Raw genomic sequence first — 24490 nt, forward strand, 5'->3', positions numbered from 1 at the left:
TGCTGGCCGCGGCACGCGTACCCGATCGCGGGTTGTGCCGGCGCGCGGCGGACGGTAGAGACGACGCATGCGTCGGGTGAGCACGGTGGTCCTCTCGGTGGTCGGCGTGGCCCTGCTGGGCGTCGTCACCAACGTCGCCACGGGGGTCCTGCCCGCCCGGCTGTCGCCGTACCTCTGGTTGGCCTGGCCGTTGCTGCCCGTCGTGGTGGTGGCGCTGACGGTGGTCGAGACCCGGCGGGCCCGCGCGCCCGCACCGGCCGGCGTCCCCGCCGCGCGGGCCCGCCGGGTGCTGCTCGACCGGGTACGCCGCTACTGGATCACCAGCGTGCTGGACCGCTCGCTGCACCGGGAGGCGCGGCTGCAGCTCGGTTTCAGCGCGGCGACCGACGACCGGCGGTACCCGTGGATGCTGCGGGCCAGCCACCGCGACGGCTTCACCGACGTCCTCGACGACGGGGCGTCGGTCGCGGCGCTCTTCGCGCGGCTCGACCGCGCCATGGTGATCCTCGGGGCGCCGGGTGCCGGCAAGACGACGACGCTGCTCGAACTCGCGCGGGAACTGCTCGACGACGCCGAGGCCGACCGGGACGCGCCCATCCCGGTGGTGCTCAACCTCTCCTCCTGGGCGACGCGCCGCCAGCCGCTGGCCCAGTGGCTCGTCGAGCAGCTCGCCGAACGGTACGGGATCCCCGCCGGGCAGGCGACCGGCTGGGTCGAGGCCGGGGAGATCCTGCCCCTGCTCGACGGGCTCGACGAGGTGGGCGAGACCCACCGCGACGAGTGCGTGACGGCGATCGCCACGTTCCACGCCCGAGCGCCGCTCACCCCGATCGCCGTGTGCTGCCGGGAGTCGGAGTACCAGCGCCTGCGCGCGATCCTGCCCGTCTACGGCACCGTCACGATCCAGCCGCTGACCCGGGCGCAGATCGAGCGGCACCTGGACCGGGCCGGGCCCGCGCTCGCCGGCCTGCGCGCCGCCCTGGCGGCGGACGAGGAGCTGTGGGAGTTCACCGGGTCCCCGCTGCTGCTCAGCATCATGGCGCTGGCCTACGCCGACGGTCCCGGCCCGACCGCCGGCACCGGCAGCCGTCGGGACCGGCTCTTCGCCCGGTACGTCGAGACCATGCTGCGGCACCGGCCGCACCGCGCCTACCGGCCCGAGCAGGTCACGCGGCACCTCGCCATGCTCGGCGCGCAGCTGCGGGCGCGGCAGCAGTCCATCTTCGTGCTGGACCTGGTCGCGCCCGACTGGGCGGCGCACTGGCCCTTGAACACCGACGAAACGCGCGGCCGGCTCGCTGCCGGCGCCGCCGTCGGCCTGCTGACCGGTCTCTGCGGGGTGGCCCTGATCGGCTGGCCGGGCGCAGCCGCCGGCCTGCTGGCCGCCGTCATGACGATGCTGGGCCTCGTCTACGGCGAGTACGACACCCTCGGCCTGATCGCCCGCCGGGACCGGCAACCGGACGACCGAACCTTCCGGATCGACTGGCTCAGTGACATGGCGGAAGGAACCAGCGAGCTGCTCGACCGATTGGTCGTCAGGTGGGCGCTGACGGCCGGCACGCTCGTGGCGGGCGCGGGCGGTGGCCTCGTCGACGGCTGGTCGGGCCTCTTCACCGGCCTGGCGTGCTGGCTCGGTCTCGTCCTGGCGGTGCTGCTCGCCCTCAGCGCCGTGAGCAACCTGTCGCTGCACCTCTACTTCGCCGGTTCGCCCGGTGGTGCCGCGCGCCGGGAGATCCCGAGCCCCGCGCTACGCGGACGGCTCCGGCTCGTCCGGCGCGTGGCACCGGCCCTCGGCGCGGTCGCCGGCACGGCCGCCGGGCTGCTGATGAGCTGGCCCCGCAGCGCAGCGGAGGGCCTCCGATTCGGCCTGTTCGTCTGGGTGGCCGTGACGTCGTACGTGCTGGCAGCCATCGCGCTCGGGCCGATCGTGGAGCAGTGGCTGCTGCGTCGGCGGCTCGCCCGCGAAGGGGCCCTGCCCTACCCGCTACGGCCGTTCCTCGACTACGCCGTGCAGTGCCTCTTCCTGCGCGACGTCGGCGACGGCTACATCTTCGTCCACCGGGAACTGCTGGACTTCTTCGCCGACCTGCCGGCGGCGAAGCGGCCGAGGCAGACCCGGCCGCCGTACGTCGACCGCAGCGCCCTGAAGGACGGTTGACCGCCTTCGCCGGGTCGCCGGGCGGACGCCGGATCGACGGGCGACGGGCGACGGGCGACGGGCGACGGGCCCCGGTCGATCGCGGTTGGCGATCGGCCGGGGCCCGTCGGTTGATGCTGTTGTCGGATCAGGCGAGGTCGAAGCGGTCCAGCTCCATGACCTTGGTCCAGGCCGCGACGAAGTCCGTCACGAACTTGGCGCCCGCGTCCTGGCTGGCGTACACCTCGGAGAGGGCCCGCAGCTGGGAGTTGGAGCCGAAGATGAGGTCGACCGCCGTGGCGGTCCACTTCACCTCGTCGGTGGCCAGGTCCCGGATCTCGTACACGTGCTCGTCGGACTGCGACGCCTTCCACCGGGTGCCCGGGGAGAGCAGGTTGGCGAAGAAGTCGTTGGTGAGCACGCCGGGCCGGTCGGTGAGCACGCCGTGCGACGAGCCGCCGAAGTTGGCCCCGAGGGAACGCAGGCCGCCGATGAGGACGGTCATCTCGGGCGCGGTCAGGTCCAGCATGTAGGCGCGGTCGATGAGCAGCACCTCCGGCTGGGTCTTCTCGCCGGGGCGCAGGTAGTTGCGGAACCCGTCGGCGCGCGGCTCCAGCACCCGGAACGACTCGACGTCGGTCTGCTCCTGGCTGGCGTCGGTGCGACCCGGGTGGAACGGCACCGTCACCTCGACGCCGGCGTCGCGCGCCGCCTTCTCGACGGCGGCCGAGCCGGCCAGCACGATCAGGTCGGCCAGGGAGATCTGCGCGCCCCCGGCGGCGTTGAACTCCCGCTGGATGCCCTCCAGCGCGGTCAGCACCGTGGCGAGCTGCTCCGGCTGGTTGACCTCCCAGTTGCGCTGCGGCTCCAGCCGGATCCGCGCGCCGTTGGCGCCACCGCGCTTGTCGGTGGAGCGGAAGCTGGCGGCCGACGCCCAGGCGGTGGAGACCAGCTGGGCGGTGGTGAGGCCGGACTCCAGCACCTTCGCCTTGAGTGCGGCGACGTCGGCGTCACCCACGAGCTCGTGGTCGACGGCCGGCACCGGGTCCTGCCAGAGCTGGGGCTGCGGCACCCACGGCCCGAGGAAGCGGCTGACCGGGCCCATGTCGCGGTGCAGCAGCTTGTACCAGGCCTTGGCGAAGGCCAGCGCGAACTCGTCGGGGTTCTCCAGGAAACGACGCGAGATCCGCTCGTACGCCGGGTCGACCCGCAGCGACAGGTCGGTGGTGAGCATCGTCGGCTTGTACTTCTTCGACGGGTCGTGGGCGTCGGGGATGATCGCCTCGGCGTCCTTGGCGACCCACTGCTTCGCCCCGCCGGGGCTCGTGGTGAGCTCCCACTCGTAGCCGAAGAGGATCTCGAAGAAGCGGTTGCTCCACTGCGTCGGCTTGTCGGTCCAGGTCACCTCGAGGCCGCTGGTGATCGTGTCCGGGCCCTTGCCGCTGTTGTAGGTGCTCAGCCAGCCCAGCCCCTGCGCCTCCAGCGGCGCGGCCTCCGGCTCGGGGCCCACGTGGTCGTCGGCGATGCCGGCGCCGTGGGTCTTGCCGAAGGTGTGGCCGCCGGCGATGAGGGCGACGGTCTCCTCGTCGTTCATCGCCATCCGGGCGAAGGTCTCGCGGATGAAGTGCGCCGCCGCCAGCGGGTCGGCGTTGCCGCGCGGGCCCTCCGGGTTGACGTAGATCAGACCCATCTCGGTCGCGCCGACGCCTTCGGACATCTCCTTCTCGGAGACGTAGCGCTCGTCGCCCAGCCAGGCGTCCTCCGGGCCCCAGAAGATCTCCTCGGGCTCCCAGACGTCCTCGCGGCCGAAGCCGAAGCCGAAGGTCTTGAAGCCCATCGACTCCAAGGCCACGTTGCCGGCGAGCACGAGCAGGTCGGCCCAGGAGACCTGCTGGCCGTACTTCTGCTTGACCGGCCAGAGCAGCCGGCGGGCCTTGTCGAGGTTGGCGTTGTCCGGCCAGCTGTTCAGCGGGGCGAACCGCTGACCGCCGTCGCCGGCGCCGCCGCGCCCGTCCTGGATGCGGTACGTGCCGGCGGCGTGCCAGCTCATCCGGATCATCAGGCCGCCGTAGTGGCCGAAGTCGGCCGGCCACCAGTCCTGCGAGGTGGTGAGGACCTCGGTGATGTCACGCTTGAGGGCCTCGACGTCGAGCTTGGCGAACTCCTTGGCGTAGCTGAAGTCCTCCCCCAGCGGGTTGCCCTTGGACGAGTGGGCGTGCAACACCGACAGGTCGATCTGGTTGGGCCACCAGTCCCGGACCGTACGCGGGCGACCGCCGGTCTTCGGGGTCGGCGAGTCGATCGCCGGGTTCTCGCTCTCGCTGCCGTGCGCGGTCACGGAGTCGTGCGCGACCGGGCAACCGGCCGCCTCCTTGGCGTCCACGCCCTGGGCGCTGGACGGACCGTTGGCCTGGGTTTCGCTCATTTGTTTCCTTCCGAACTGGCGGACCACTGAGGGCTGCGTTCGGTCGCGCAGTCGGGGCAGGTGCCCCAGTAGACGACCTCCGCCTCGTCGACCACGAAACCGTGGTCGTTGGAGGCGGTGAGACAGGGGGAATGGCCGACGGCGCAGTCGACGTCGGCGATCGCGCCGCAGGAGCGGCAGACGACATGGTGGTGGTTGTCCGCGACGCGGGACTCGTAGCGGGCGGTCGCGCCGGCGGGCTGGATGCGCCGGATCAGACCGGCGTCGGTCAGCGCCCGCAGCACGTCGTAGACCGCCTGGTGGGAGACGGTGGGAAGGTCCGCCCGGACGAGCGCGATCATGGTGTCGGTGTCGACGTGCGGGTGGTCACGCAGCGCCGCGAGGACCGCCAACCGGGGCCGGGTCACGCGCAGGGAGACCGCCCGCAACTGAGCCTCGAAGTCGGACGTCACGCGGTGACCATAGCCCAGTATTCTGGAGCAGATCAAGTTTTCTTCCCGGGCCACCCGTACACGTCGGCAACGCTACCCCCGCCGGGCCCCGCGCCGTGGGCACGAAACACGCCCTGCCGCCCCGACCCCACGCATGAGCTGTGTGGCCCCCGGGTAACCGCCGGCCATGGCGCGATACACGAAGCCCGAGCTCAGGGAGCAGGTCAAGGAAGAGATCAAGGCCGGCGACAAGGGCGGCCGGCCGGGACAGTGGTCGGCGCGCAAGTCGCAACTACTCACCAAGGAGTACGAGAAGCGCGGCGGCGGCTTCGAGGGCCCGAAGGACGAACGCCAGAAGTCCCTGCAACGCTGGGGCGGCGAGAAGTGGCAGACCAAGGAGGGCGACACCCGCGCCCGCCGGGGCGGCGAAACCGGCCGTTACCTGCCCAAGAAGGCCTGGGAGCAGCTCTCCGAGGAGGAACGCCGCGCCACCGACGCCAAGAAGCGCAAGGCGTCGAAGTCCGGCAAGCAGTACGTCGCCAACACCGGGCCGGCCAAGAGCGCCCGCCGCAATGCCACGGCCGCCGAACGGCTGTCGGAGCTGCCCGTCGCCGAGGCGACCAAGCTCGCCAGCGGCCTGGACACCGGCCAGCTCAAGACCGCGCTGCGCAACGAGCGCGGCGGCAAGGCCCGCAAGACGCTCATCCAGCGCCTGGAGTCGACCCTGGCCCGCCGCTGACCCGATCGGCAAAGTTTTACAAAGAACCGCCGTTTGCCCGTCACAGCTAAACCCGCCTCTTGTGGCAAAGTTTCACTCATGGCTACCGACTTCGAGCAGAACTTGCTAGAACGGGCGTTCGAAGCGCTCCGCGTGCTGCTCGTCGAGGGAGACAGCGGCTTGGAACTCAAGCCCTACCCCGCCCTGCTGCCTGACGGCGGCCGTGATGCTGCGTGGGAGATCACTGCTCCCAACTACTCGGCCCAACTACTGGTGGAGGCGTTTCGACGCTTCACTCCGCGCGACGTCAACCGAGTCCTAGGCGGGATCTCACCGCTCGTCCGCAAGATCCTGCATGATCCACCCATTCTGGTCGTAGCCCCATGGCTGAGTTCACGCTCACGTGAGCTGCTCGCCGAGCGCGGCCTCAACTACCTCGACCTGACAGGCAATGTTCGGCTGAAAGTGGCCAGGCCATCGATCCTCCTTCGCCTCGAGGGAGCTCAGCAGGACCCGAACCCGCCTGCAAAACCCCCCGTACGGCTGCAAGGCGCGGGCATCAACGCTCTGATCCGAGTGTTGGTGGACTACGAGCCGCCCTACCGGCTGGTGGAGTTGGCTCGAGCAGCTCGACTGAGCAACGCCTACGTGTCGCGGGCGTTGGAGACCCTGGACGAGGAGCGGCTCATCGAGCGGCCGGCGGGGAGCAAGGTTGTGACGTCCGTCGACTGGCCGAACCTCCTCCGGGCTCGCGCCGCCCAGTACGACATGTTCAAGGCAAACCGAGCGCGTGGCTACCTCGCACGGAGCGGCCCGAGGCAGCTCTACCGCCAGCTTGCCGAGCTCCAAGACGAGCAGGCCGTGGTCACCGGTTCTTTTGCCGCGAGCGAGTTCGTTCACCTCGCCGCACCCGCGCAACTGGCCCTCTACGTGCCCAACGCACAGGACTTCGCGCAACGGCATGAACTAATGCCTGCCCGGCAAAGCGCCAACATTATTCTTCTAGATGCAGCTGACCAGTCTCAGCTCGAACGGGCGCGCCAGGCCGACCACGGCGCTTTCCACGTAGGAGTGTCACAGGTCGCCTTGGATTGCCTGGCCGGCAACGGGCGCATGCCCGAGGAGGGCGAGGCGCTCGTGGAATGGATGACGAGCAACGAAACGGCATGGCGCACACCAGAACTTCCCAAAACGTGAGTAACCTCTTGGCGTGACCGCTAGTGAATCGCTCTACATCGATTCCGCAGACCCGCTCTACGTCGCAGCACGCCGTGTCCTACTCGATGCGCTGAAAGCACTGGACGAGCATCTCGGCGCTGTCATCCTCGTTGGAGCACAGGCGATTTACCTGCAGGCGGGTGAAGCTGATCTCGAGATGACAGTCGCACCCTTCACCACCGATGCCGACCTGAGCATCGATCCCGGCCGGCTAGGCGCCGATCCGCGCATCGCCGAAGCAATGGTGGAAGCAGGCTTCAACCTCAAGGAGAAGAGCAGCGGGGGGATCGAGCCAGGAACATGGATCGCGACGACCCAGGTAGACGATCTACAGGTCCCCGTCCCTGTTGACCTGCTCGTGCCCGAGGCGTTCGCCCCGCAGCGGGGCAAGCGAGACGCCCGCTTGCCGAACCACGGGAAAAACGCGGCTCGGTGGACGCCCGGTATCGAGGCATGCCTGCTTGACAACACAGAGAGAACGATCACAAGCCTGGAGCCAGAGCAGGATACGAGAACTGCGACCATCCGCGTCGCAGGCCCCGGCGCCCTTCTCGTGGCAAAGGCCCACAAGCTTGCTGAACGTGTGGTCGACGAGCAACGGGGCAAGTCCCACCGGGTGAAGGCGAAGGACGCCGGCGACGTCATTCGCCTGATGCGGAGTCCGACGCCCCCGGCTGCGGTTGGTGCTCGGCTGGCGAGCATCGCTCAGGACGAACTGTGTGGGCCCAGCGTCGTCCGAGGCGTTCAGCGATTGGAGCAACTGTTCGGGGCTGAGCGGAGCCGTGGCGTCGAATTAGCCGTCACCTCGCTCGTCGGCGCCCTTGAGGAGAACTTCATTCGAGAATTGGCTCCTGGTTACATTACCGACCTCATGGGTGCCTACCGAGGCTAGACATGCCAGCCTCGGGGCAGTTGGGCGTGGGCCGGACCGCAGCCGAGACCAGAAGCGAGAACGCCCGGTGCGATCCTCGCGGATCGACCGGGCGTTCTCGCTGTTGCGAGCGGTGGCGGCGGGATTTGAACCCGCGGAGGGCGTAAACCCTCACACGCTTTCGAGGCGTGCTCCTTAGGCCACTCGGACACGCCACCGCCGACGAGGCTACAGCACGCCGGGTCCGGACGCCGAACCGGTATCGCCCCGCCCGGCCTGGCAGGATCGTTGCCATGAGTACGCACATCGGCGCGAAGCCGGGAGACATCGCCGAACGGGTCCTGATGCCGGGTGACCCGCTGCGGGCCAAGTGGATCGCGGAGACCTACCTCGAGGGCGCCACCTGCTACTCGACGGTGCGGGGGATGCTGGGCTTCACCGGCCGCTGGAACGGCGTGGAGGTCTCCGTCCAGGGCTCCGGCATGGGCATGCCGTCGGCCTCCATCTACGCCCACGAGCTGGTCAACGAGTACGGCGTGAAGAGCCTGATCCGGGTGGGCTCCTGCGGGGCGCTGAGCGAGGATCTGCGCCTGCGGGACGTGGTGGCGGCCATCGGCTCGTCCACCGACTCGAACATGAACCGCGTGCGCTTCGACGGGCTGATCGACTACGCCCCCGTCGCCGACTTCGGGCTGCTGCGTACCTCGGTCGAGGTGGCCGAGCGGCGCGGCGTCAGCATGCGGGTGGGGCCGATCCTGGCGGCGGACGCCTTCTACACCGACCGGCCGGACCTCTACGACCGGCTGGCCGACTACGGGGTGCTGGCCGTGGAGATGGAGTCGGCGGCGCTCTACACGATCGCCGCCCGGTTCAAGGCGCGGGCGCTGACCATCCTGACGGTCAGCGACCACATCAAGACCGGCGAGAAGACCACCTCGGAGGAGCGCGAGCAGACCTTCTCCCAGATGGTCGAGATCGGCCTCGACACGATCGTGGCCTGACCCGTCCCGCCGGGAGGGCGAAGCCACAAAGAGGGGGCGGCGGGAGACGGGCGACGCTCAGCGGAAGAAGGCACGCAGGACGGCGGCGTTCTCCGTCTCCAGCACTCCCCCGTACACCTCGGGGCGGTGGTTGAGCCGGCGGTCGCGCAGCACGTCCCAGAGCGAGCCGGCGGCCCCGGTCTTGGGCTCCCAGGCCCCGAAGACCACCGTCGAGATGCGGGCGAGCACCAGGGCGCCCGCGCACATCGTGCACGGTTCGAGGGTTACCACGAGGGTGCAGTCGTCGAGTCGCCAGCGGCCCAGCCGCTCGGCGGCCCGGCGCAGCGCCAGCACCTCCGCGTGGGCGGTCGGGTCCCCGGTCAGCTCCCGCTCGTTGCGCCCGGTGGCCAGCTCGGCCCCGTCGGGCCCGTAGACCACCGCGCCCACCGGCACGTCGTCGTTTGCCGGCGCGAGGTCGCCCAAGGCGTCGACGGGACCCGCCGGCTCGAGGTCGTTCGGAGGGCCCGTGACGGCGACCTGGAGGGCGCGGCGCATCCAGAGCTCGTGCCGCTGCCGGCGGCCGGCGGGACCCGGCGTGGCCAGCCCCTCGTCGGGGCCGGGGCCGACGCGCCCCACCGAGCCGGGAGTCGGCTGCCCGGCCCGGACGGTCTCCAGCGCCGGGTCGGTGGCGTCGAGCGGGGCACCGCCGTCGGACGGCCACGCCTCAGACGCCACGCAGCTCCTCGACGTCGTCGGCGCAGCCGAGGATCTGGCACACCTCGGCGGTGACGTCGGCCGGCAGCATCCCCTCGTGCGCGCAGAGGGCGAGCAGCCGCTGCGCGGAGACGCCCAGGTCGGCCAGGAGGTCGGCGTCGCCGACCGGGTCGGCCTCCGGATCGACGGCCGGCTGCTCGTTGTCGTCGTCGCCGGTGCTGGTGCCGGCGCGCGCTTCCTCGATGTCGTCGAAGCCGGTGACCGGCCCCTTGAGGTCGCCGACGAGCAGGGCCCCGAGCCGGGACTCCTCGGCGTACGCGGAGTCGGAGCCGAAGATCCGCAGGTCGCCGTCCTCGTCCAGGCGCAGGACGACCAGGTAGGCGTCCTCGGCCTCGACGAAGAGCAGCGACAGGTCGGCGTCCGGCTCGACGTCGCGCAGCCGGTCGGCGATCTCGTCGATGTCGCCTGCTCCGCGCAGGTTCACCTCGGCGGCCGTCCAGCCGCCCTCGTCGCGCACCACTGCGGCAGCGAAGTACGACACGGTCCCCCCAAGATGCCCCGGCACAGCCTGCCGATTCGTTACGCGTGCACGTTAGCCGGTCGAGTCGGCAGCCGGCCGGTCAACGCCCCGAAGCACGGCCAAACCTGTCGAAAGTGTGACGGACCCGGCGACGCCGGTCAGCTGGCGACGCGTCGCCGGGTGGCGATGAGCTGGCGCAACTCCTCGCTGCGGGCACGCCGCGGCCGCTCCCGCCGGTGCACCGCGCGGGCCCCCGCCAACTCGGCGAGGATCTGTAGGCGGCGGCGACTCCGCTCGGGGTCGAGCCGGGGAGGTGTCCAGGCCATACGCCGAGGGTGCGCCGTCGAAGGACGGTACGTCAAGACGGGATTCGCTGCGCAGCCGGGCCGCGACGGACCGTGCTGGCGGACGTCACCACAGCGGCCAGTCGGCGACGGTCGCCCACCGGACGGCCACGACCGCGGCGGCGACGCTCCAGCCGCCGGCGGTGACGATGGCCACCCCGGTGGCGACCCCCCGGTCGCCGAACCGGGCCAGCGCCAGGGCCGCCAGCCAGGCCAGGCCGCCGGCGAGGACGGTCCACCACGCGTACGAGCGCAGGTCGTGGCCGAGCAGGCCGAAGAGCACCAGCCAGGCGGCGGCGAGCGCCCCGCCGGAGGCGATCCCCGCCCCGGTGACGGGGTGCGGCTCACGCCAGGTGGGCCGGGACGGCGGCCCGGAGGGGAAGAGCCCCGAGGGGCTGCGCGGGCCGGGCTGCCCCGGCTGCGGGTGGCCGGGGAGGGCGGGCCGCCAGGTCATCGCCGTCACTCCTTCGCCGTGCCGTGCTGCGGATACGGGCTGCGCGGGGCACGAAGACGCATCCCCGGGACGTACCGCCCCCCACCGTAACCGTTCTGTCAGGATGGCCGAATGGTCTCGCCCCTGCCGCGTCGACGCCGCACCCGTGCGGCGTACCCGCTTCTGCTGCTGTTGGCGCCGGTGCTGGCGGCCGGCTGCGCGGGCGGGCCGCCGCCGACCGCGACGCCCAGCGCCGCGTGGTCGCAGCCGGGCGGCCCGGTCACGGCGGAGCAGCCGGCCCCGCCGACGCCCGCGCCGGGGCCGACCTCGGCGGGGGCGTCGGCGTCGCCCGCGCCGACCCGGACCGGCCTGCGGCACGTCTTCCCGGTGCGCGCCGACAACGTCGACTACCACCGGACCCACTCGGGGTATCCGGGGACGGACATCTTCGCCGACTGCGGTGAGCCGGTGGTGGCGGTGACCGACGGGACGGTCCTGGAGGTCAGCCGGGTGGACCGGTTCGACCGGCGGGGGCCGCAGGGGCCGCACAACGGCGGCCTGTCGGTGTCGCTGCTGGGCGACGACGGGGTGCGCTACTACGGCTCGCACCTGAGCCGGATCGCCCCGGGCGTCGCGGCCGGCATCCGGGTGCGGGCCGGGCAGCGGCTCGGCGACGTGGGCCGCACGGGCAACGCCAACAACGTCTGCCACCTGCACTTCGGCATCTCGCCGGCCTGCACCGGCCAGGGCGACTGGTGGATCCGGCGCGGGGTGGTCTGGCCGGCCCGCTACCTCGACTCGTGGCGGCGCGACGGCGAGCGGGAGCCGGCCGCCGAGGTGGCCGCGTGGCGGCGCGGGCACGGCTGCCCGAAGGCCCCGAAGAGCGGCCGCTGACGGCTCGGCAGGCGCGCTCCGGGCCACCCCGGGGCCACTGCGGGCGGTGTCGGCGCCGTTCGGCCAATCACGACATCCCGGCTTAACCGGTGGGACACATTGACGCACGTCTCAGGGAACGGTTAACGTCCCCTCGTGAGAGAGCGCTCTCACACAGAACTAATGCCCGCAAACCACATCAGGCTCACCGCCGGCTCTCCGGCGTACCCGCGATGGAGGCACCCGTGACACCTCCCGCACCACCACCCCGCCGCCGCCTCTGGGCCCTCGCCTCGACCACCGCCCTGGCCCTCGTCGCCGGCGGCCTCGCCGTCGCCGTCAACACCGCGCCCGCCGAGGCCGCCGTCGTCGGCGCCGGCAGCTACACCACCACCCCCGTCGGCCCACTCCCCTCCGGCTGCGGGCAGCTCTCCACCAACCCCCGGCAGTTCGTCACCTCCGACGCCCCCGCCGGCGCCGTCCCCACCAACGACTGGTGGTCGTCGCTGCTGTTCAAGCGCACCGATTGCGCCTACAGCGAGCCGCTGCACGCCCACCCGATCTCCTACGACACCTACACCGACGGGCTCGGCTTCTCGGCCAACTCCACCGCCGCGATCAGCGGCACCGCCACCGGGGTCGGCGAGTTCCACTACCCGTACGTGCAGGACATCCGGGTCGGCGTCGCCGGGCTGGCCGCGCCGAACGTCAAGGTCGCCGGCTGGACCGACTGGACCGTCACCCCGTACTGGAGCGACGGCACCCGCAGCCTGCGCGCCACCATCGGCCACGGCCTGCCGTTCGCGTACTTCCAGGCCACCGGCGGCAACGCGGTGATCAGCACCAACAGCACCCCGACCGTCTGGTCCAACAACGGCGCGACCGTCGGCTTCACCGTCGCCGGCCACGACTACGTCGCGTACGCCCCGAGCGGCGCGAGCTGGTCGGTCAGCGGCGGCCAGCTCACCTCCACCCTGGCCGGCAAGGGCTACCTCTCCGTCGCCCTGCTGCCGACCACGGCCAGCAGCAGTGCCCAGGAGCGCGCCGACCTCGCCGCCGCCTACGGCCGCTACGCCCACGCCCACGTCACCGGCACCCGCGTGTCGTACGCCTACGACCAGGCCAGCAGCCGGGTCACCACCACGTACGCCTTCACCACCACCGCCCGGGAGGGCAGCGCCACGGCTACCGTGGTGAGCCTCTACCCGCACCACTGGAAGGCGCTGACCGGCTCCACCCCGATCAGCCAGACCTACCCCTCGGCGCGCGGCCGGATGAAGGTGCTCACCGGCGTCAGCCAGTTCCGCACCTCGATGGCGTACCACGGGGTGCTGCCCGAACTGCCGGCCGTCGGCGACGGCGCCGGCACCGACCTGACCACCCTGAAGAGCCAGCTCGCCGCCGTCCGCAGCAACCCGATGGACCAGCGCGGCAACGACACGTACTGGACCGGCAAGGCCCTCGGCCGCGCCGCCCGGATCGCCGAGATCGCCGACCAGGTCGACGACACCGCCACCCGCGACAGCGCGCTCAACGCCATCCGGTCCACCCTGACCGACTGGTTCACCGCCTCGGCCGGCAAGACCGAGAAGCTCTTCTACTACGACCAGAACTGGGGCACCCTGATCGGCTACCCGGCCTCGTACGGGTCCGACCAGGAGCTCAACGACCACCACTTCCACTACGGCTACTTCATCGCCGGGGCGGCCACCCTGGCGAAGTTCGACCCGCAGTGGGCCTCCGCCGGGCGCTACGGCGGCATGGTGGACCTGCTCATCCGCGACGCCGACAACTACGACCGCAACGACACCCGCTTCCCGTACCTGCGGGACTTCGACATCTACGCCGGCCACGACTGGGCCTCCGGGCACGGCTCGTTCGGCGCGGGCAACAACCAGGAGTCCTCGTCGGAGGGGATGAACTTCGCCAACGCCCTGATCCAGTGGGGCCAGGCCACCGGCAACGCCACCGTCCGTGACGCCGGCATCTTCCTCTACACCACCCAGGCGGCGGCGATCCAGGAGTACTGGTTCGACCACTCCGACCAGAACTTCCCGGCCGCCTTCGGGCACTCCACGGTCGGCATGGTCTGGGGCGACGGCGGGTCGTACTCGACCTGGTTCAGCCCCGACCCGGAGATGATCCAGGGCATCAACCTGCTCCCCGTCACCGGCGGGCACCTCTACCTCGGCTACGACCCGGCCTACGTGCGGACCAACTGGGCGGAGCTGGTACGCAACAACGGCGGGCAGCCGAATGTCTGGCAGGACATCCTCTGGCAGTTCCAGGCGCTCGGCGACCCCGCCACGGCGCTGGCCAACCTGCGGGCCAACCCCGGCTACACCCCGGAGGAGGGGGAGAGCCGCGCACATACCTTCCACTGGATCCGCAACCTCGCCGCGCTCGGCGCGGTGGACACCACGGTCGACGGGAACCACCCGCTGAGCGCGGTCTTCACCCGCAACGGGGCCCGGACGTACGTGGCGTCGAACCCGAGCGCCACCGCGATCACCGTCCGGTTCTCCGACGGCACCACCCTCGCGGTGGGGGCGGGCAAGACGGCCACCACCGGGGCGTACACCTGGAGCGGCGGCAACGCGGGCGGCGGAGTCACCCCGACGCCGACCACCCCCGGCCCGACGACCCCGCCGCCGACCACCACGCCGCCCCCGCCGCCGCCGACGACGACTCCGCCGCCCACCACCCCGCCGCCGAGCGGCTCACCCACCCGGTACCTGCTGGCCGGTGGCGGCCTCGGCGCGGCCGGCGGCGCGAGCACCACCACGGTCGCCGCGGCGAACGGCAACCACGACGGCACCCCCACCAACGCCCGGGTCTTCACCGCCACGGGCCTCAACCTGCGGTACGCCGGCGGCCAGAGCGCCTTCGACCTCTTCCTCGACGCCGGCAGCGCGGTCGGCAACGGGGTGCAGGTGCGGGTCTCCTACGACCTGACCGGCAACGGAAGCTGGGAACGGGTGGAGACGTACCGCTACTTCGCCACCGACCCGGTCCCCGGGTACGAGCGCTACACCCAGGCCGCCGGGCTGGCCGCCAGCAGCGGGACGCTGGGGAACCTGGCCGGCGGCACGGTACGCGTCGAGGTCTGGTCGGCGATCGGCAACAGCCCCACCACCCTCGGCCTGGGCGACCAGTCGGTGCTCCGGCTGCCGTACTCCTGATCCGCACCAGCGCACCACCCGCGCCGCCGGTCGTCCCCCGACCGGCGGCGCGGGCGCGTAGGTTGGGAGACCATGAGCGCCCGGGACCCCGTCGCCGACCTCCGCCGGATCGCGTTCCTGCTGGAACGGGCCAACGAGGCGACGTACCGGGTCCGGGCCTTCCGGTCGGCCGCGCAGACCCTGGGCGCGCTGGGCGCGGCGGAGGTCGCCGAGCGGGCCCGCGCCGGCACCCTCACCGACCTGGCCGGCGTCGGCGACGTCACCGCCCGCTGCGTCGCCGAGTCGGTGGCCGGCGAGGAGCCGGTCTACCTGCGCCGGCTCCTCGCCACCGAGGGCACCGACCTCGACGCCGCGGCCGCCGCGCTGCGCGCCGCGCTGCGCGGCGACTGCCACACCCACTCCGACTGGTCCGACGGCGGCTCGCCGATCGAGGAGATGGCGCTCGCGGCGGTCGAGCTGGGCCACGAGTACGTGGTGCTGACCGACCACTCGCCCCGGCTGACCGTGGCCCGGGGCCTGACCGCGCAGCGGCTGCGCCGCCAGCTCGACCACGTGGCGGCGGTGAACGCGGCGCTGCCCGAGGGGTTCCGCATCCTCACCGGCATCGAGGTGGACATCCTCGCCGACGGCTCGCTGGACCAGGACGACGAGCTGCTGGCCCGCCTCGACGTGGTGGTCGGCTCGGTGCACAGCGGGCTGCGCGACGAGCGGGGCCGGATGACCCGGCGGATGCTGGCCGCGATCGCCAACCCGCACCTGGACATCCTCGGCCACTGCACCGGCCGGATGGTCTCCGCCCGCCCGGCCGGGGTGACCGGGCCCGGCGACCGGGGGCACCGGGCCCGCACCCGGCCGGAGAGCGACTTCGACGCCGACGCCGTCTTCGCCGCCTGCGCCGAGCACGACGTCGCCGTGGAGATCAACTCCCGCCCCGAGCGGCAGGACCCGCCGAAGCGGCTCATCCGACGCGCCCTGGAGGCCGGCTGCCGCTTCGCCATCGACACCGACGCGCACGCCCCCGGGCAGCTCGACTGGCAGCGCTTCGGCTGCGAGCGGGCGGCGCTCTGCGGGGTGCCCGCCGACCGGGTGGTCAACACCTGGCCGGCCGACCGGCTGCTGGAGTGGGCCGGGCGTTCGAGGTGACCACGGCCACAGCACCGACCTAGAGTGATGGTGCGTTGACCAACCGAGGAGGTGCCGCGATGGCCATGCCGATGCGTTACGACCCACTCGTCGACCTCTACGGGATCTGGACGACCCAGCTCGCGGAGCGCTTCCTTCCGCTGCCGGAGCTGCCCGATGCGCGCTACCAGTGCATCGACGGAAGGTTGGTCATGACGCCCGCCGAGGTCGGTACGAACAGTTACGGCGAGGGAAAGCTGATCCGGATCCTCGGGCCCACCGCCGAGGCCGCCGGCTTCTACGTGTACGGCCAGGTGAACCTGACCTTCTCGCCGCAGCGCTGGATCCAGCCCGACGTGACCGTGCTGCACGACCTGCCGAAGACCGACGAGGAGGACCGCTGGGTCCCGGCCCACCTCTGCACCATGGCCGTCGAGTTCGTCTCCCCGGGCAGCCGCCGACAGGACTTCGTCGACAAGCCGCGCCGGTGCGCGGAGGCCGGGGTGCCGTACTTCATGCGGGTGCAGATCTCCCGCCGGCTGCGGCACGTGGCCGTGGAGCTGTCTGCCCTCGGCGAGTTCGGCGGCTACGACACGGTCGCGAAGGCGGTCAGCGGCCAGCGGCTGCGGGCCGACGCGCCGTTCCCCATCGACTTCGACCCGGCCGACCTGCTGCCCTGAACACGGCAAACACGGCCCACGGTCGGGCCGGGCGGTCGCGTAGGGTCTCAGCGTGGGACGAATCGATGAGATCGCCGAGCGGTACGTCGCCGACTGGGCACCGCTGAGCCCGACCGGCGCCACCTACGTCGGCATCGCCGGACACGACGACCAGCTGGACGACCTGTCGCCCGAGGGCTACGCGGCCCGCGCCGAGCTGGCCCGACGCACCCTGACCGACCTCGACGTCACCGAGCCCGCCTCGGAGTCGGAGCGGACCGCCAAGGAGGCCATGCAGGAACGCCTCGGGCTGGACGTTGCCCGCTACGAGGCGGGCGAGACGGCCAGCGAGGTCAACGTCATCGTCAGCGGCCTGCACGACATCCGGATGGTCTTCGACCTGATGCCGACCGACGGCGTCGACTCCCAGGCCGACATCGCCGCCCGGCTCAACAAGTTCGCCGGCGCGCTGGAGGGTTACAAGACGACGCTGCGCGAGGCCGCCGCCGCCGGCCGGGTCAGCTCGAAGACCCAGCTCGTCGAGGTCGCCAAGCAGTGCGACGCCTGGACGGACCCGGACGGCGACAACTTCTTCCACGGCCTGGTCGCCCGGCTCGACGCGGACGGCACCCTCGGCGCGGAGCTGCGCCGGGGCGCGGCGGCGGCCACCGCGGCCACCGCCGGGTTCGGCCAGTTCCTGCGCGACGAGTTGGCCCCCCTCGGGCGGGAGAAGCAGGCCGCCGGCCGGGAGCGGTACGAGCTGGCCTCGCAGTACTTCCTCGGCGCGCGGGTCGACCTCGACGAGACGTACGCGTGGGGGTTCGCGGAGCTGGCCCGGCTGGAGGCCGAGATGCGGGCGGTCTCCGCGCGGATCGCCGGGCCGGGTGCAGGCGTCGACGAGGCGGTCGCCGCGCTGGACGCCGACCCGGCCCGCACCATCCGGGGCAAGGAGGCGTTCCGGGACTGGATGCAGGCCCTGGCCGACCGGGCGATCAGCGAGCTGCACGGCACCCACTTCGACATCCCGGAGCAGGTCCGCCGGATCGAGTGCTGCCTCGCCCCGACCAGCGACGGGGCGATCTACTACACCGGCCCGAGCGAGGACTTCTCCCGCCCCGGGCGGATGTGGTGGGCGGTGCCGCAGGGCATCACGGACTTCTCCACCTGGCGTGAGGTGACCACGGTCTTCCACGAGGGCGTCCCCGGCCACCACCTCCAGATCGGCCAGACCGCCGTCCGGGCCGACCTGCTCAACCGCTGGCAGCGGCTGCTCTGCTTCGTCTCCGGGCACGGCGAGGGGTGGGCGCTCTACTCGGAGCGGCTGATGGACGAGCTGGGCTACCTGGACGACCCGGGCGACAAGCTCGGCATGCTCGACGGGCAGGCGATGCGGGCGGCCCGGGTGATCGTCGACATCGGCATGCACCTGGAGCTGGAGATCCCGAAGGACAACCCGTTCGGCTTCCACCCGGGCGAGCGGTGGACCCCGGAGCTGGGCTGGGAGTTCATGCGGGCGCACTGCCGGGTCCCCGACGAGAACCTGCGCTTCGAGTTGAACCGCTACCTGGGCTGGCCGGGGCAGGCCCCCGCGTACAAGGTCGGCGAGCGGATCTGGCTCCAGGCCCGGGAGGACGCGAAGGCCCGCAAGGGCGCCGACTTCGACCTGCGGGAGTTCCACCGCCAGGCGCTCGACCTCGGCGCGCTGGGGCTGGAGCCGCTGCGCCGGGCACTGGCCCGGCTCTGAGCCGGCCCGGCCTGACTCTGAGCCGGCCTGACTCTGAGCCGGCCCGGCCGGCTCAGAGTCAGGCCAGGTCCAGCTTGAGTGCCGGCCGCGCGGTGAGGACGTTGCTGTCGACGTACGCCAGGTCGATCTCCGGGTCGGTGAAGGTGACCGAGAACGGCAGGGTGACCGGGAGGCCGTCCGGCAGGGGCAGGTTCGGCTTGAGGACGATCTCGATGCCGAGGAGCTTCCCGACGAACCGGGTGGCGTAGAAGGCCACGTCGCCCTGGACGGTCAGCTCGTCGGTGGCGTACCGGCTGGTCTTTCCGCCCGGCCCACCGGCCTGGAGCAGGAAGTCGTCGGTGACCGCCTTGTTCATGCTGAACTTCAGCACCTTGAGCGTGCCGCCGTCGGTCGGCAGGTCGAGGATCCCTTCGAAGCGCAGGGCGGTCATGGTGACCTTGGAGCCGGTGAGCTTCGACGGCTCCGCCGCGACCCGGGGCTGATCGGGCTCGGGGGAGATCTTCGGTAGCAGCTTGCCCGGCTCCGGCTCAGCCGGCTTCGTGGGCTTCGGGGTGGCGCACCCGGGTTTTCCCGGGCGAGGCCCGCCGGGGGTGGCCGACGCGCTGGGCCGCGCCGACCCGGACGGCCGCCCGCTCGCCGTGGGGGTGGCCCCCTCCTTCGGCCCGGGCTCCGTCGTCGGTTCGACGGGCTGCGCCGCACCGGACGCCGAGCGATCGCCGCCGGTCAGGAGGTCGCCGATGCCGTCGATGATGTCGGTGATGACGTTCCCGCCCGACGTCTGCTCCGGGCTGGCGCTCGGGGTGGGGGCGGGGCTCGTGCCGGCCGGGCGGGACGCCGACGGCGTCGGCGCGGGCGTGGCCGGCTTGGTGCCCGGCCTCGACGGGGTGGGGCAGAGGATGACGGGTGCCGCCTGTGCCGGGCTGTGGTCGCGCAGCGCGAGCGCCCCGGCGGCCGAGACGCTGAGCAGCACCAGCGTGATGGCGAGCAGCTTCGCGTCCCGGTGGGCGTCGTCGCGGGGCCGGCCGTCCGCACCCACCAGGGGCAGCACCTGGGTGCTGTCGGCGTCCTCGGCGGCCGCCTGGTCGGCCGGGGACGGCTCGCGCAGCGGGTTGCGGGGCCGGGGCAGGGTGTCGGTGAGCGGGCCGCTGACCTCGTCGTACGGGTCTCGGCGGGGCATCAGCTCGTCGATCAGCGCCGGCTCCCCGCGCCCGGGGAGCGACGCTCCTGCGCCGTGCTGCTCCGCGCCGTCGGGCGCCGGCCCGTCGGCGTCGATGTCGGCGTCCGAGCCGGTGGCTGCCGGGGCGGCGACGTCCGCCGGCTCGGCCGGCACCGGGGCGGGTCGGCGGTTCGGCACCCAGGCGAAGCCGAGGGCGCTGCCGATCACACCGAGCAGCAGGCCGATGAAGAACCCGCCGAGGTTGACCCCGATGAGGGAGAAGACGGCGGTCACCGCGCCGACGATCGCGTAGAACATCCGCTGCTGCGGGCTGAACCACAGCAGCATCCCGCAGGCCACCAGGATCGTCGGGATGAGCCAGGACAGGAATCCGGTGGGCCCCATCTGGAAGGTCAGCCCGCTGAGGCTCATCTGGGTGGTGAAGAAGATCTCCAGGCCGGCCAGCGCGGTGAACAGCCCACCCCAGAAGGGTCGACTCCGCCGCCAGCGGCGGAAACCGCGCCACGCCTGGCGAAGCCTGCCCGATGGGGCCGACTGCGGGTTGGCGGTCGTCACGTGCGCCTCCTGCCGGTGCTCCACTGTTCACGAGACGGGGCCCGGAGCCCGGGGCGGTCGCCCGCCACGGGCCCCGGGGTCAGCTCAGAAGCACTCCTTGGCCGCCTCGCCGACCTTGAGCTGCAACTTCAGCCCCTTGAGGTTGAAGATCGCCGCGCTGGTGGAGCGGGACACCTGCTGGAGGCCGTCGATGGTGACCGAGTCGGCGCTCTGCCCGAAGGACTTCGGGGCGGCCTCGGCGTTGAGGTCCGTGGCGTCCCGGCCGATCTTGATGTTCTTGAACTCCGCGTCGCCGGCCAGCGAGTCCATGTCGATCAGCAGGCCCTTGGCGGTGGCCGGCTCGCCCCCGCCACCGGCGTTGATGGTGAGCACGATCGGCATGTCGGGGACCCGCACCGACTGGCAGAGGTCGTGGAGCTTCGCGTCGGCGATCTCGGCGACGGCCACCGGGTGCTGCTTGCCGTCCTTCTCCTGCACCACGCCGCCGTACTGCTTGAAGCCGTTGCCCTCCAGCTTCGACGCGCCGACCTTGAAGGTCTGCCCGGAGACGGCGAACGACGCCGCGATCGCGCCGTTGGCCATGCCGAAGACGATGGCTGCGGCGACGGCGGTGGCGGGCACCATCATCGCGGCGAAGCGCCGCCACTGGGTGCCGCCCTGCGACGGACGGTCTTCCGAATCCTGCACTGGTCCTCCTAGGACGGGAGTCGTCGAACGCCAGCCGGCACGGCACGGTGGGGCTGCGGTGGTGGTGCCACGGGCCGCCGCGCTCGACGGACGACGGGCCGCGAATGTGGATGCTCCCCCGAAGCAACGAAGCTCACAAGACCCTTGCTACCGGCGGGTAACCCGGTCCCGCGAGCGCGGGCGCGGGCCATTACCATCGGTCAGCATCGATCATCCTGGAAACACCGACAAACCGATTGGAAAGCGGCCAGCCGAGCGGGGAAATTTCACTCGGGGTAGAGCCGACACCTGATCGTAACTTTTTGGTAACGGGGTCCTGGCGGTTCGTTGAGAACGTGCCCCTCATGGTGCGCCGGAGTCCTCGGCGTCCCGATCACCCGAATTCGCCCGCCGAGGTGGCGGCGGCAGTACGACGCCCGGCTCGTCGCCGACCTCGGGGTAGGCCATCGCGCTCTGCCCCGCACCGACACGCTGTGCGACTCCCGCCCGGGCGCAAGCTGCCGCTTCGTCCGGCCGTTAGTTACGGTGGTCTCCTCCGGGTGGGGGCATCCCCACGTGGTACGTACCGAACGAGGTTGCTGTGACCCTGTACGGCGAGACACGGCCGCCCGCCGACGACCGGCCGACCATCAAGGTGACCGCGGTGACCTGGCCGGACGACGAGCCGGGCCCGGCCGCGACGACCGACCCCGAGGCGTCGGACCGGCTCGAGGCGAACGACCCCGGCGCCCCTGGGGACCCCGTGCGCCCCTCCCGGCGGCTGCGGATCCTGCTGGCCGCCGGCGTCGCCACGGTCGTCCTGGGCACCGCCGCCGGCGTCGGCGCGTACGCCTACGCCGGCGACGTGCCGCGCGGGACACGCGTCCTCGGCACCGAGGTCGGCGGGCGCAGCCACGCCGACGCCGTCCGGGAGCTGCGCGCCGAGCTGGACCGGGCCGGCACCTCGGCCACCCCCCTGCGGATGGTCGTCGGGAAGAAGACCGTCACGCTCGCCCCCGCCGACGTGGGGCTCGCGGTGGACGTCGAGGCCACCGTCGCCGCCGCCGCCAACGCGCGGGCCCACCCCGTGAGCCGCCTCGTGGGCTCCCGCGAGGTCTCGCCGGTGGTGACCGTCGACGCCGCCCGGCTCGACGCGGCCCTGCGCAAGGCCGCCGGCGACCAGACCCGCGAGTGGACCGTCGCCGCGATCATCTTCACCGGCACCACCCCGAAGGCGGTCTGCCCCAAGCCCGGCCTCTCCCTCGACCGGCAGAAATCGGCCGAGGCGGTCCGCGCCGGCTGGCTCTCCGGCCAGCCGGTCACCGTGCCCCTCGTCGAGGCCAGGCCGGCGACGAGCAGCGAGCAGGTCGACCAGCTCCTCGCCGAGCTGGCCCGCCCCGCCGTCGCCGCCCCCGTGACCCTCCGCACGGCGAAGGGCACGGTCACCATTCCACCGGCCGCCATCGCCCGGAGCCTGCGCTTCACCGCCGACGACACCGGCAAGCTCACCCCCCGCATCGACGTCAAGCGGCTGCGCACCGCCCTCGGCGGCAAGCTCGACGCCCTTGAGGTCAAGCCGCGCGACGCCCGGATGGTCGTCAAGGGGGGCAAGCCCAAGCCGGTCGACGGCCGGCCCGGCCAGCAGCTGGACCCGGCGGCGCTCAGCCGTGACCTGCTCGCCGTGTTGCCCCGAAGCGGGGAGCGCACGGTCACCGGTCAGGTCAAGGAGATCAAGCCTGAGCTGACCGCCGAGAAGCTGGCGGGGCTCGGCATCAAGGAACGGGTCTCCCGCTTCACCACCCGGTTCACCGGCGGTCTCTCCTCCCCCCGCAGCCAGAACATCGTGCAGGTGGCCAAGGAGGTCGACGGCGCGGTGGTGCTGCCCGGCGAGACGTTCTCGCTCAACGGCCACACCGGCGAGCGCGGCTACGACCAGGGCTACCAGGACGCGCCGGTGATCCTCGACGGCAAGCTCGTCCCGGGCGTCGGTGGTGGGGTCTCCCAGTTCACCACCACCCTGTTCAACGCCACGTACTACGCGGGGCTGCAGGACGTCGAGCACAAGCCGCACTCGTACTGGTTCAGCCGGTACCCGGCGGTCATCGAGTCGACGATCTTCTGGCCGAACCTGGACTTCAAGTTCCGCAACAACACCCCGTACGGCGTCCTGCTCGACACCTCCTACACCGCCGGTTCGGTGACCGTGTCGGTGTGGAGCACGAAGATCTACGACAGCGTCCGGACGGAGTACGGCCCCCGCCGCGACATCACCACCCCGAAGACCATCCACCTCGAACCCGGCCCGTCCTGCATCCCCAGCAACGGCATCAACGGTTTCACCCAGGACGCCTTCCGGGTGATCCGCAAGGACGGCAAGGTGGTCAAGCGGGAGAAGTTCACCTGGCGGTACCTTGCCGAGCCCCGCTACGTCTGCGGTCCCGCTCCCGACTGACCGGTCCGCCGGCCCCCAGGCACGCGAATGCCCCGCCGGCACCGCCGGCGGGGCATCTTCGTCGGGTACGCCGCGAGGCGCGTCGCGTAGAGCTCACTCAGGGGGTACGCCGTGGGCGCGTCGCCCTCGGGCAGCTCGGCGGCACCCCGTGGGCGGCACGTGCTCCTCGACCGCTCAGGGCCGCGCCTCGGCCAGCCCCTGGCGTACGCCGGCCGCGTCACGGTCCGTGCCGTAGACGGGGGTGTCGGGCTGCTGCCGCCAGCTCTCGTCGAGGGTCCCGGCGTCGACCGGGTCGAACCCGAGGGCATCGACCAGCTCCATCACGACCCGCTTGGCGTCGGCGTCGTCGGCCGCCACCGGCAGGGCGATCCGGTCACCGGCACCGGCCGGGCGGCCGCTCTCCATCAGGTGCAGGGCCTGGATGTTGTTGAACGCCTTCACCACCCGGGCGCCCTTGAGGCGCTCCGCGGTCCAGCGGCTCGAGCTGAGGCTGCGGTCCAGCAGCTCGGGGATCTCCCCGTCCCGCTGCGGGTAGTAGTTGTTCGCGTCGACGACGATCTTGCCCTCGAACAGCTCCGCCGGCAGTCCCGGCACCGCCAGCAGAGGCACGGCGATCACCACCAGGTCGGCCTGGTCGGCGGCCTGCTCGACGGTGCCTGCGGTCGCTCCGGTCTCCTGCGCAAGGTCGGCGAGGGACTGCGGCCCTCGTGAGTTCGCCACCGTCACGTCGTGCCCCAGAGCGCGCAGCCGCCGGGTGAGGGTGCCCCCGATGTGCCCCGATCCGATAATTCCGATCTTCATGACCTCTCCTGCCTCCGCCTTCCGGCGGTCAGATCCGGCCGAACTGTGGGCAGGTACCCCGACCCGGGCATTTCAACACTGCTGGAGGCGTACGCCACGTGCGGTTTCCGGCCGCGACCACGGGGAAGGGCCGCCGGGTTGCCGGTCCTCGGCCGACGCTACCGAGCCCGGCCGTGCCGATGTCCCGGTTCGGGGAAACTGGACCCCTGGGATAACTGGTGCGCTGGGAAAACTGGAGCGCTGGAAAAATTGGAGCGCTGTCGGGAAGGCCGGGTCGTAGTCGGCCGGGAAGGCCGGCCAGAGGGCTGGGGCCAGCGGCATTCCGGCGGGACCTCCGAACGGGTCCGGAAACGCGTCAGGGCCACCCCCTGAAGGGGTGGCCCTGACCGAAAGAATGTCCGGCGGTGTCCTACTCTCCCACACCCTCACGAGTGCAGTACCATCGGCGCTGGAGGGCTTAGCTTC

Annotated in this window: 20 protein-coding genes and 1 tRNA gene; 11 read left to right on the top strand and 10 right to left on the bottom strand. The window is 72.1% G+C overall.

What is annotated here, in order from left to right; all coding sequences use genetic code 11:
- Positions 1-67 precede the first annotated feature (67 nt).
- Positions 68-2161, top strand: a complete 2094-nt coding sequence (locus ACLQ2V_RS04025; protein WP_425716937.1) for an NACHT domain-containing protein — start codon at positions 68-70, stop codon at positions 2159-2161.
- 127 nt (positions 2162-2288) lie between these two features.
- On the opposite strand, the gene katG is transcribed toward ACLQ2V_RS04025, so the two are convergent.
- Positions 2289-4565, bottom strand: coding sequence for a catalase/peroxidase HPI (gene katG / locus ACLQ2V_RS04030; RefSeq protein ID WP_425716938.1), 2277 nt, complete (start codon positions 4563-4565; stop codon positions 2289-2291).
- Positions 4562-5017 (bottom strand): Fur family transcriptional regulator, encoded by a 456-nt coding sequence (locus ACLQ2V_RS04035; RefSeq protein ID WP_425716939.1) that lies wholly within the window; start codon positions 5015-5017, stop codon positions 4562-4564. The genes katG and ACLQ2V_RS04035 overlap by 4 nt, the downstream gene beginning before the upstream one ends.
- Positions 5018-5183: 166 nt before the next feature.
- On the opposite strand from ACLQ2V_RS04035, the gene ACLQ2V_RS04040 reads away from it, so the two are divergent.
- The 3 genes from ACLQ2V_RS04040 to ACLQ2V_RS04050 all read left to right on the top strand — a co-directional run bounded on the left by ACLQ2V_RS04040 (position 5184) and on the right by ACLQ2V_RS04050 (position 7824).
- On the top strand, positions 5184-5735 hold the full coding sequence (locus ACLQ2V_RS04040; protein ID WP_425716940.1) for a hypothetical protein: 552 nt from the start codon (positions 5184-5186) through the stop codon (positions 5733-5735).
- A 78-nt stretch (positions 5736-5813) separates the two neighbouring features.
- Entirely contained in the window at positions 5814-6911 is a 1098-nt protein-coding gene (locus ACLQ2V_RS04045) for a hypothetical protein (RefSeq protein WP_425716941.1), read from the top strand.
- A gap of 13 nt (positions 6912-6924) precedes the next feature.
- Complete coding sequence (locus ACLQ2V_RS04050) at positions 6925-7824, top strand: hypothetical protein (protein ID WP_425716942.1); 900 nt, start codon at positions 6925-6927, stop codon at positions 7822-7824.
- Between the two features lie 110 nt (positions 7825-7934).
- Here ACLQ2V_RS04050 and ACLQ2V_RS04055 read toward each other — a convergent pair.
- Positions 7935-8021: transfer RNA gene (locus tag ACLQ2V_RS04055), tRNA-Ser, on the bottom strand.
- A 75-nt stretch (positions 8022-8096) separates the two neighbouring features.
- On the opposite strand from ACLQ2V_RS04055, the gene deoD reads away from it, so the two are divergent.
- Positions 8097-8804: a purine-nucleoside phosphorylase gene (gene deoD / locus ACLQ2V_RS04060; protein ID WP_425716943.1), complete on the top strand. Its 708-nt coding sequence runs from the start codon at positions 8097-8099 to the stop codon at positions 8802-8804.
- A 57-nt stretch (positions 8805-8861) separates the two neighbouring features.
- On the opposite strand, the gene ACLQ2V_RS04065 is transcribed toward deoD, so the two are convergent.
- The 4 genes from ACLQ2V_RS04065 to ACLQ2V_RS04080 all read right to left on the bottom strand — a co-directional run bounded on the left by ACLQ2V_RS04065 (position 8862) and on the right by ACLQ2V_RS04080 (position 10815).
- Entirely contained in the window at positions 8862-9338 is a 477-nt protein-coding gene (locus tag ACLQ2V_RS04065) for a nucleoside deaminase (RefSeq protein ID WP_425717011.1), read from the bottom strand.
- A 169-nt stretch (positions 9339-9507) separates the two neighbouring features.
- Entirely contained in the window at positions 9508-10038 is a 531-nt protein-coding gene (locus ACLQ2V_RS04070) for a tRNA adenosine deaminase-associated protein (protein WP_425716944.1), read from the bottom strand.
- A 137-nt stretch (positions 10039-10175) separates the two neighbouring features.
- A complete protein-coding gene (locus ACLQ2V_RS04075) occupies positions 10176-10343 on the bottom strand; it encodes a hypothetical protein (RefSeq protein ID WP_425716945.1) in 168 nt (55 codons plus the stop codon).
- A gap of 85 nt (positions 10344-10428) precedes the next feature.
- Positions 10429-10815 (bottom strand): hypothetical protein, encoded by a 387-nt coding sequence (locus ACLQ2V_RS04080; RefSeq protein ID WP_425716946.1) that lies wholly within the window; start codon positions 10813-10815, stop codon positions 10429-10431.
- 111 nt (positions 10816-10926) lie between these two features.
- Between ACLQ2V_RS04080 and ACLQ2V_RS04085 the strand changes: the two genes are divergently transcribed.
- The 5 genes from ACLQ2V_RS04085 (at position 10927) to ACLQ2V_RS04105 (ending at position 18374) form a co-directional block, all read left to right on the top strand.
- Positions 10927-11688, top strand: a complete 762-nt coding sequence (locus ACLQ2V_RS04085; RefSeq protein ID WP_425716947.1) for a M23 family metallopeptidase — start codon at positions 10927-10929, stop codon at positions 11686-11688.
- A gap of 224 nt (positions 11689-11912) precedes the next feature.
- Entirely contained in the window at positions 11913-14849 is a 2937-nt protein-coding gene (locus ACLQ2V_RS04090) for a glycosyl hydrolase (RefSeq protein WP_425716948.1), read from the top strand.
- A gap of 72 nt (positions 14850-14921) precedes the next feature.
- Positions 14922-15992, top strand: coding sequence for a PHP domain-containing protein (locus tag ACLQ2V_RS04095; RefSeq protein ID WP_425716949.1), 1071 nt, complete (start codon positions 14922-14924; stop codon positions 15990-15992).
- Between the two features lie 59 nt (positions 15993-16051).
- Complete coding sequence (locus tag ACLQ2V_RS04100; protein WP_425716950.1) at positions 16052-16651, top strand: Uma2 family endonuclease; 600 nt, start codon at positions 16052-16054, stop codon at positions 16649-16651.
- A gap of 52 nt (positions 16652-16703) precedes the next feature.
- Positions 16704-18374 carry a DUF885 domain-containing protein gene (locus tag ACLQ2V_RS04105; protein WP_425716951.1) on the top strand — a complete coding sequence of 557 codons (1671 nt, stop codon included), beginning with the start codon at positions 16704-16706 and terminating at the stop codon, positions 18372-18374.
- 58 nt (positions 18375-18432) lie between these two features.
- Here the strand turns inward: ACLQ2V_RS04105 and ACLQ2V_RS04110 are convergent, their stop codons facing one another.
- Positions 18433-20106 carry a DUF6114 domain-containing protein gene (locus ACLQ2V_RS04110; protein WP_425716952.1) on the bottom strand — a complete coding sequence of 558 codons (1674 nt, stop codon included), beginning with the start codon at positions 20104-20106 and terminating at the stop codon, positions 18433-18435.
- An 84-nt stretch (positions 20107-20190) separates the two neighbouring features.
- Positions 20191-20793: a DUF6230 family protein gene (locus ACLQ2V_RS04115; RefSeq protein ID WP_425716953.1), complete on the bottom strand. Its 603-nt coding sequence runs from the start codon at positions 20791-20793 to the stop codon at positions 20191-20193.
- Between the two features lie 580 nt (positions 20794-21373).
- On the opposite strand from ACLQ2V_RS04115, the gene ACLQ2V_RS04120 reads away from it, so the two are divergent.
- Positions 21374-23224, top strand: coding sequence for a VanW family protein (locus ACLQ2V_RS04120; RefSeq protein ID WP_425716954.1), 1851 nt, complete (start codon positions 21374-21376; stop codon positions 23222-23224).
- 174 nt (positions 23225-23398) lie between these two features.
- Here ACLQ2V_RS04120 and ACLQ2V_RS04125 read toward each other — a convergent pair whose 3' ends face one another.
- The gene (locus ACLQ2V_RS04125; protein ID WP_425716955.1) at positions 23399-24025 is read right to left on the bottom strand and encodes an NADPH-dependent F420 reductase; all 627 of its coding nucleotides are present in this window, start codon (positions 24023-24025) and stop codon (positions 23399-23401) included.
- Positions 24026-24490 lie beyond the last annotated feature (465 nt).

The sequence above is a fragment of the Micromonospora sp. DT233 genome, from assembly GCF_049841815.1.
Lineage (GTDB): Bacteria > Actinomycetota > Actinomycetes > Mycobacteriales > Micromonosporaceae > Micromonospora.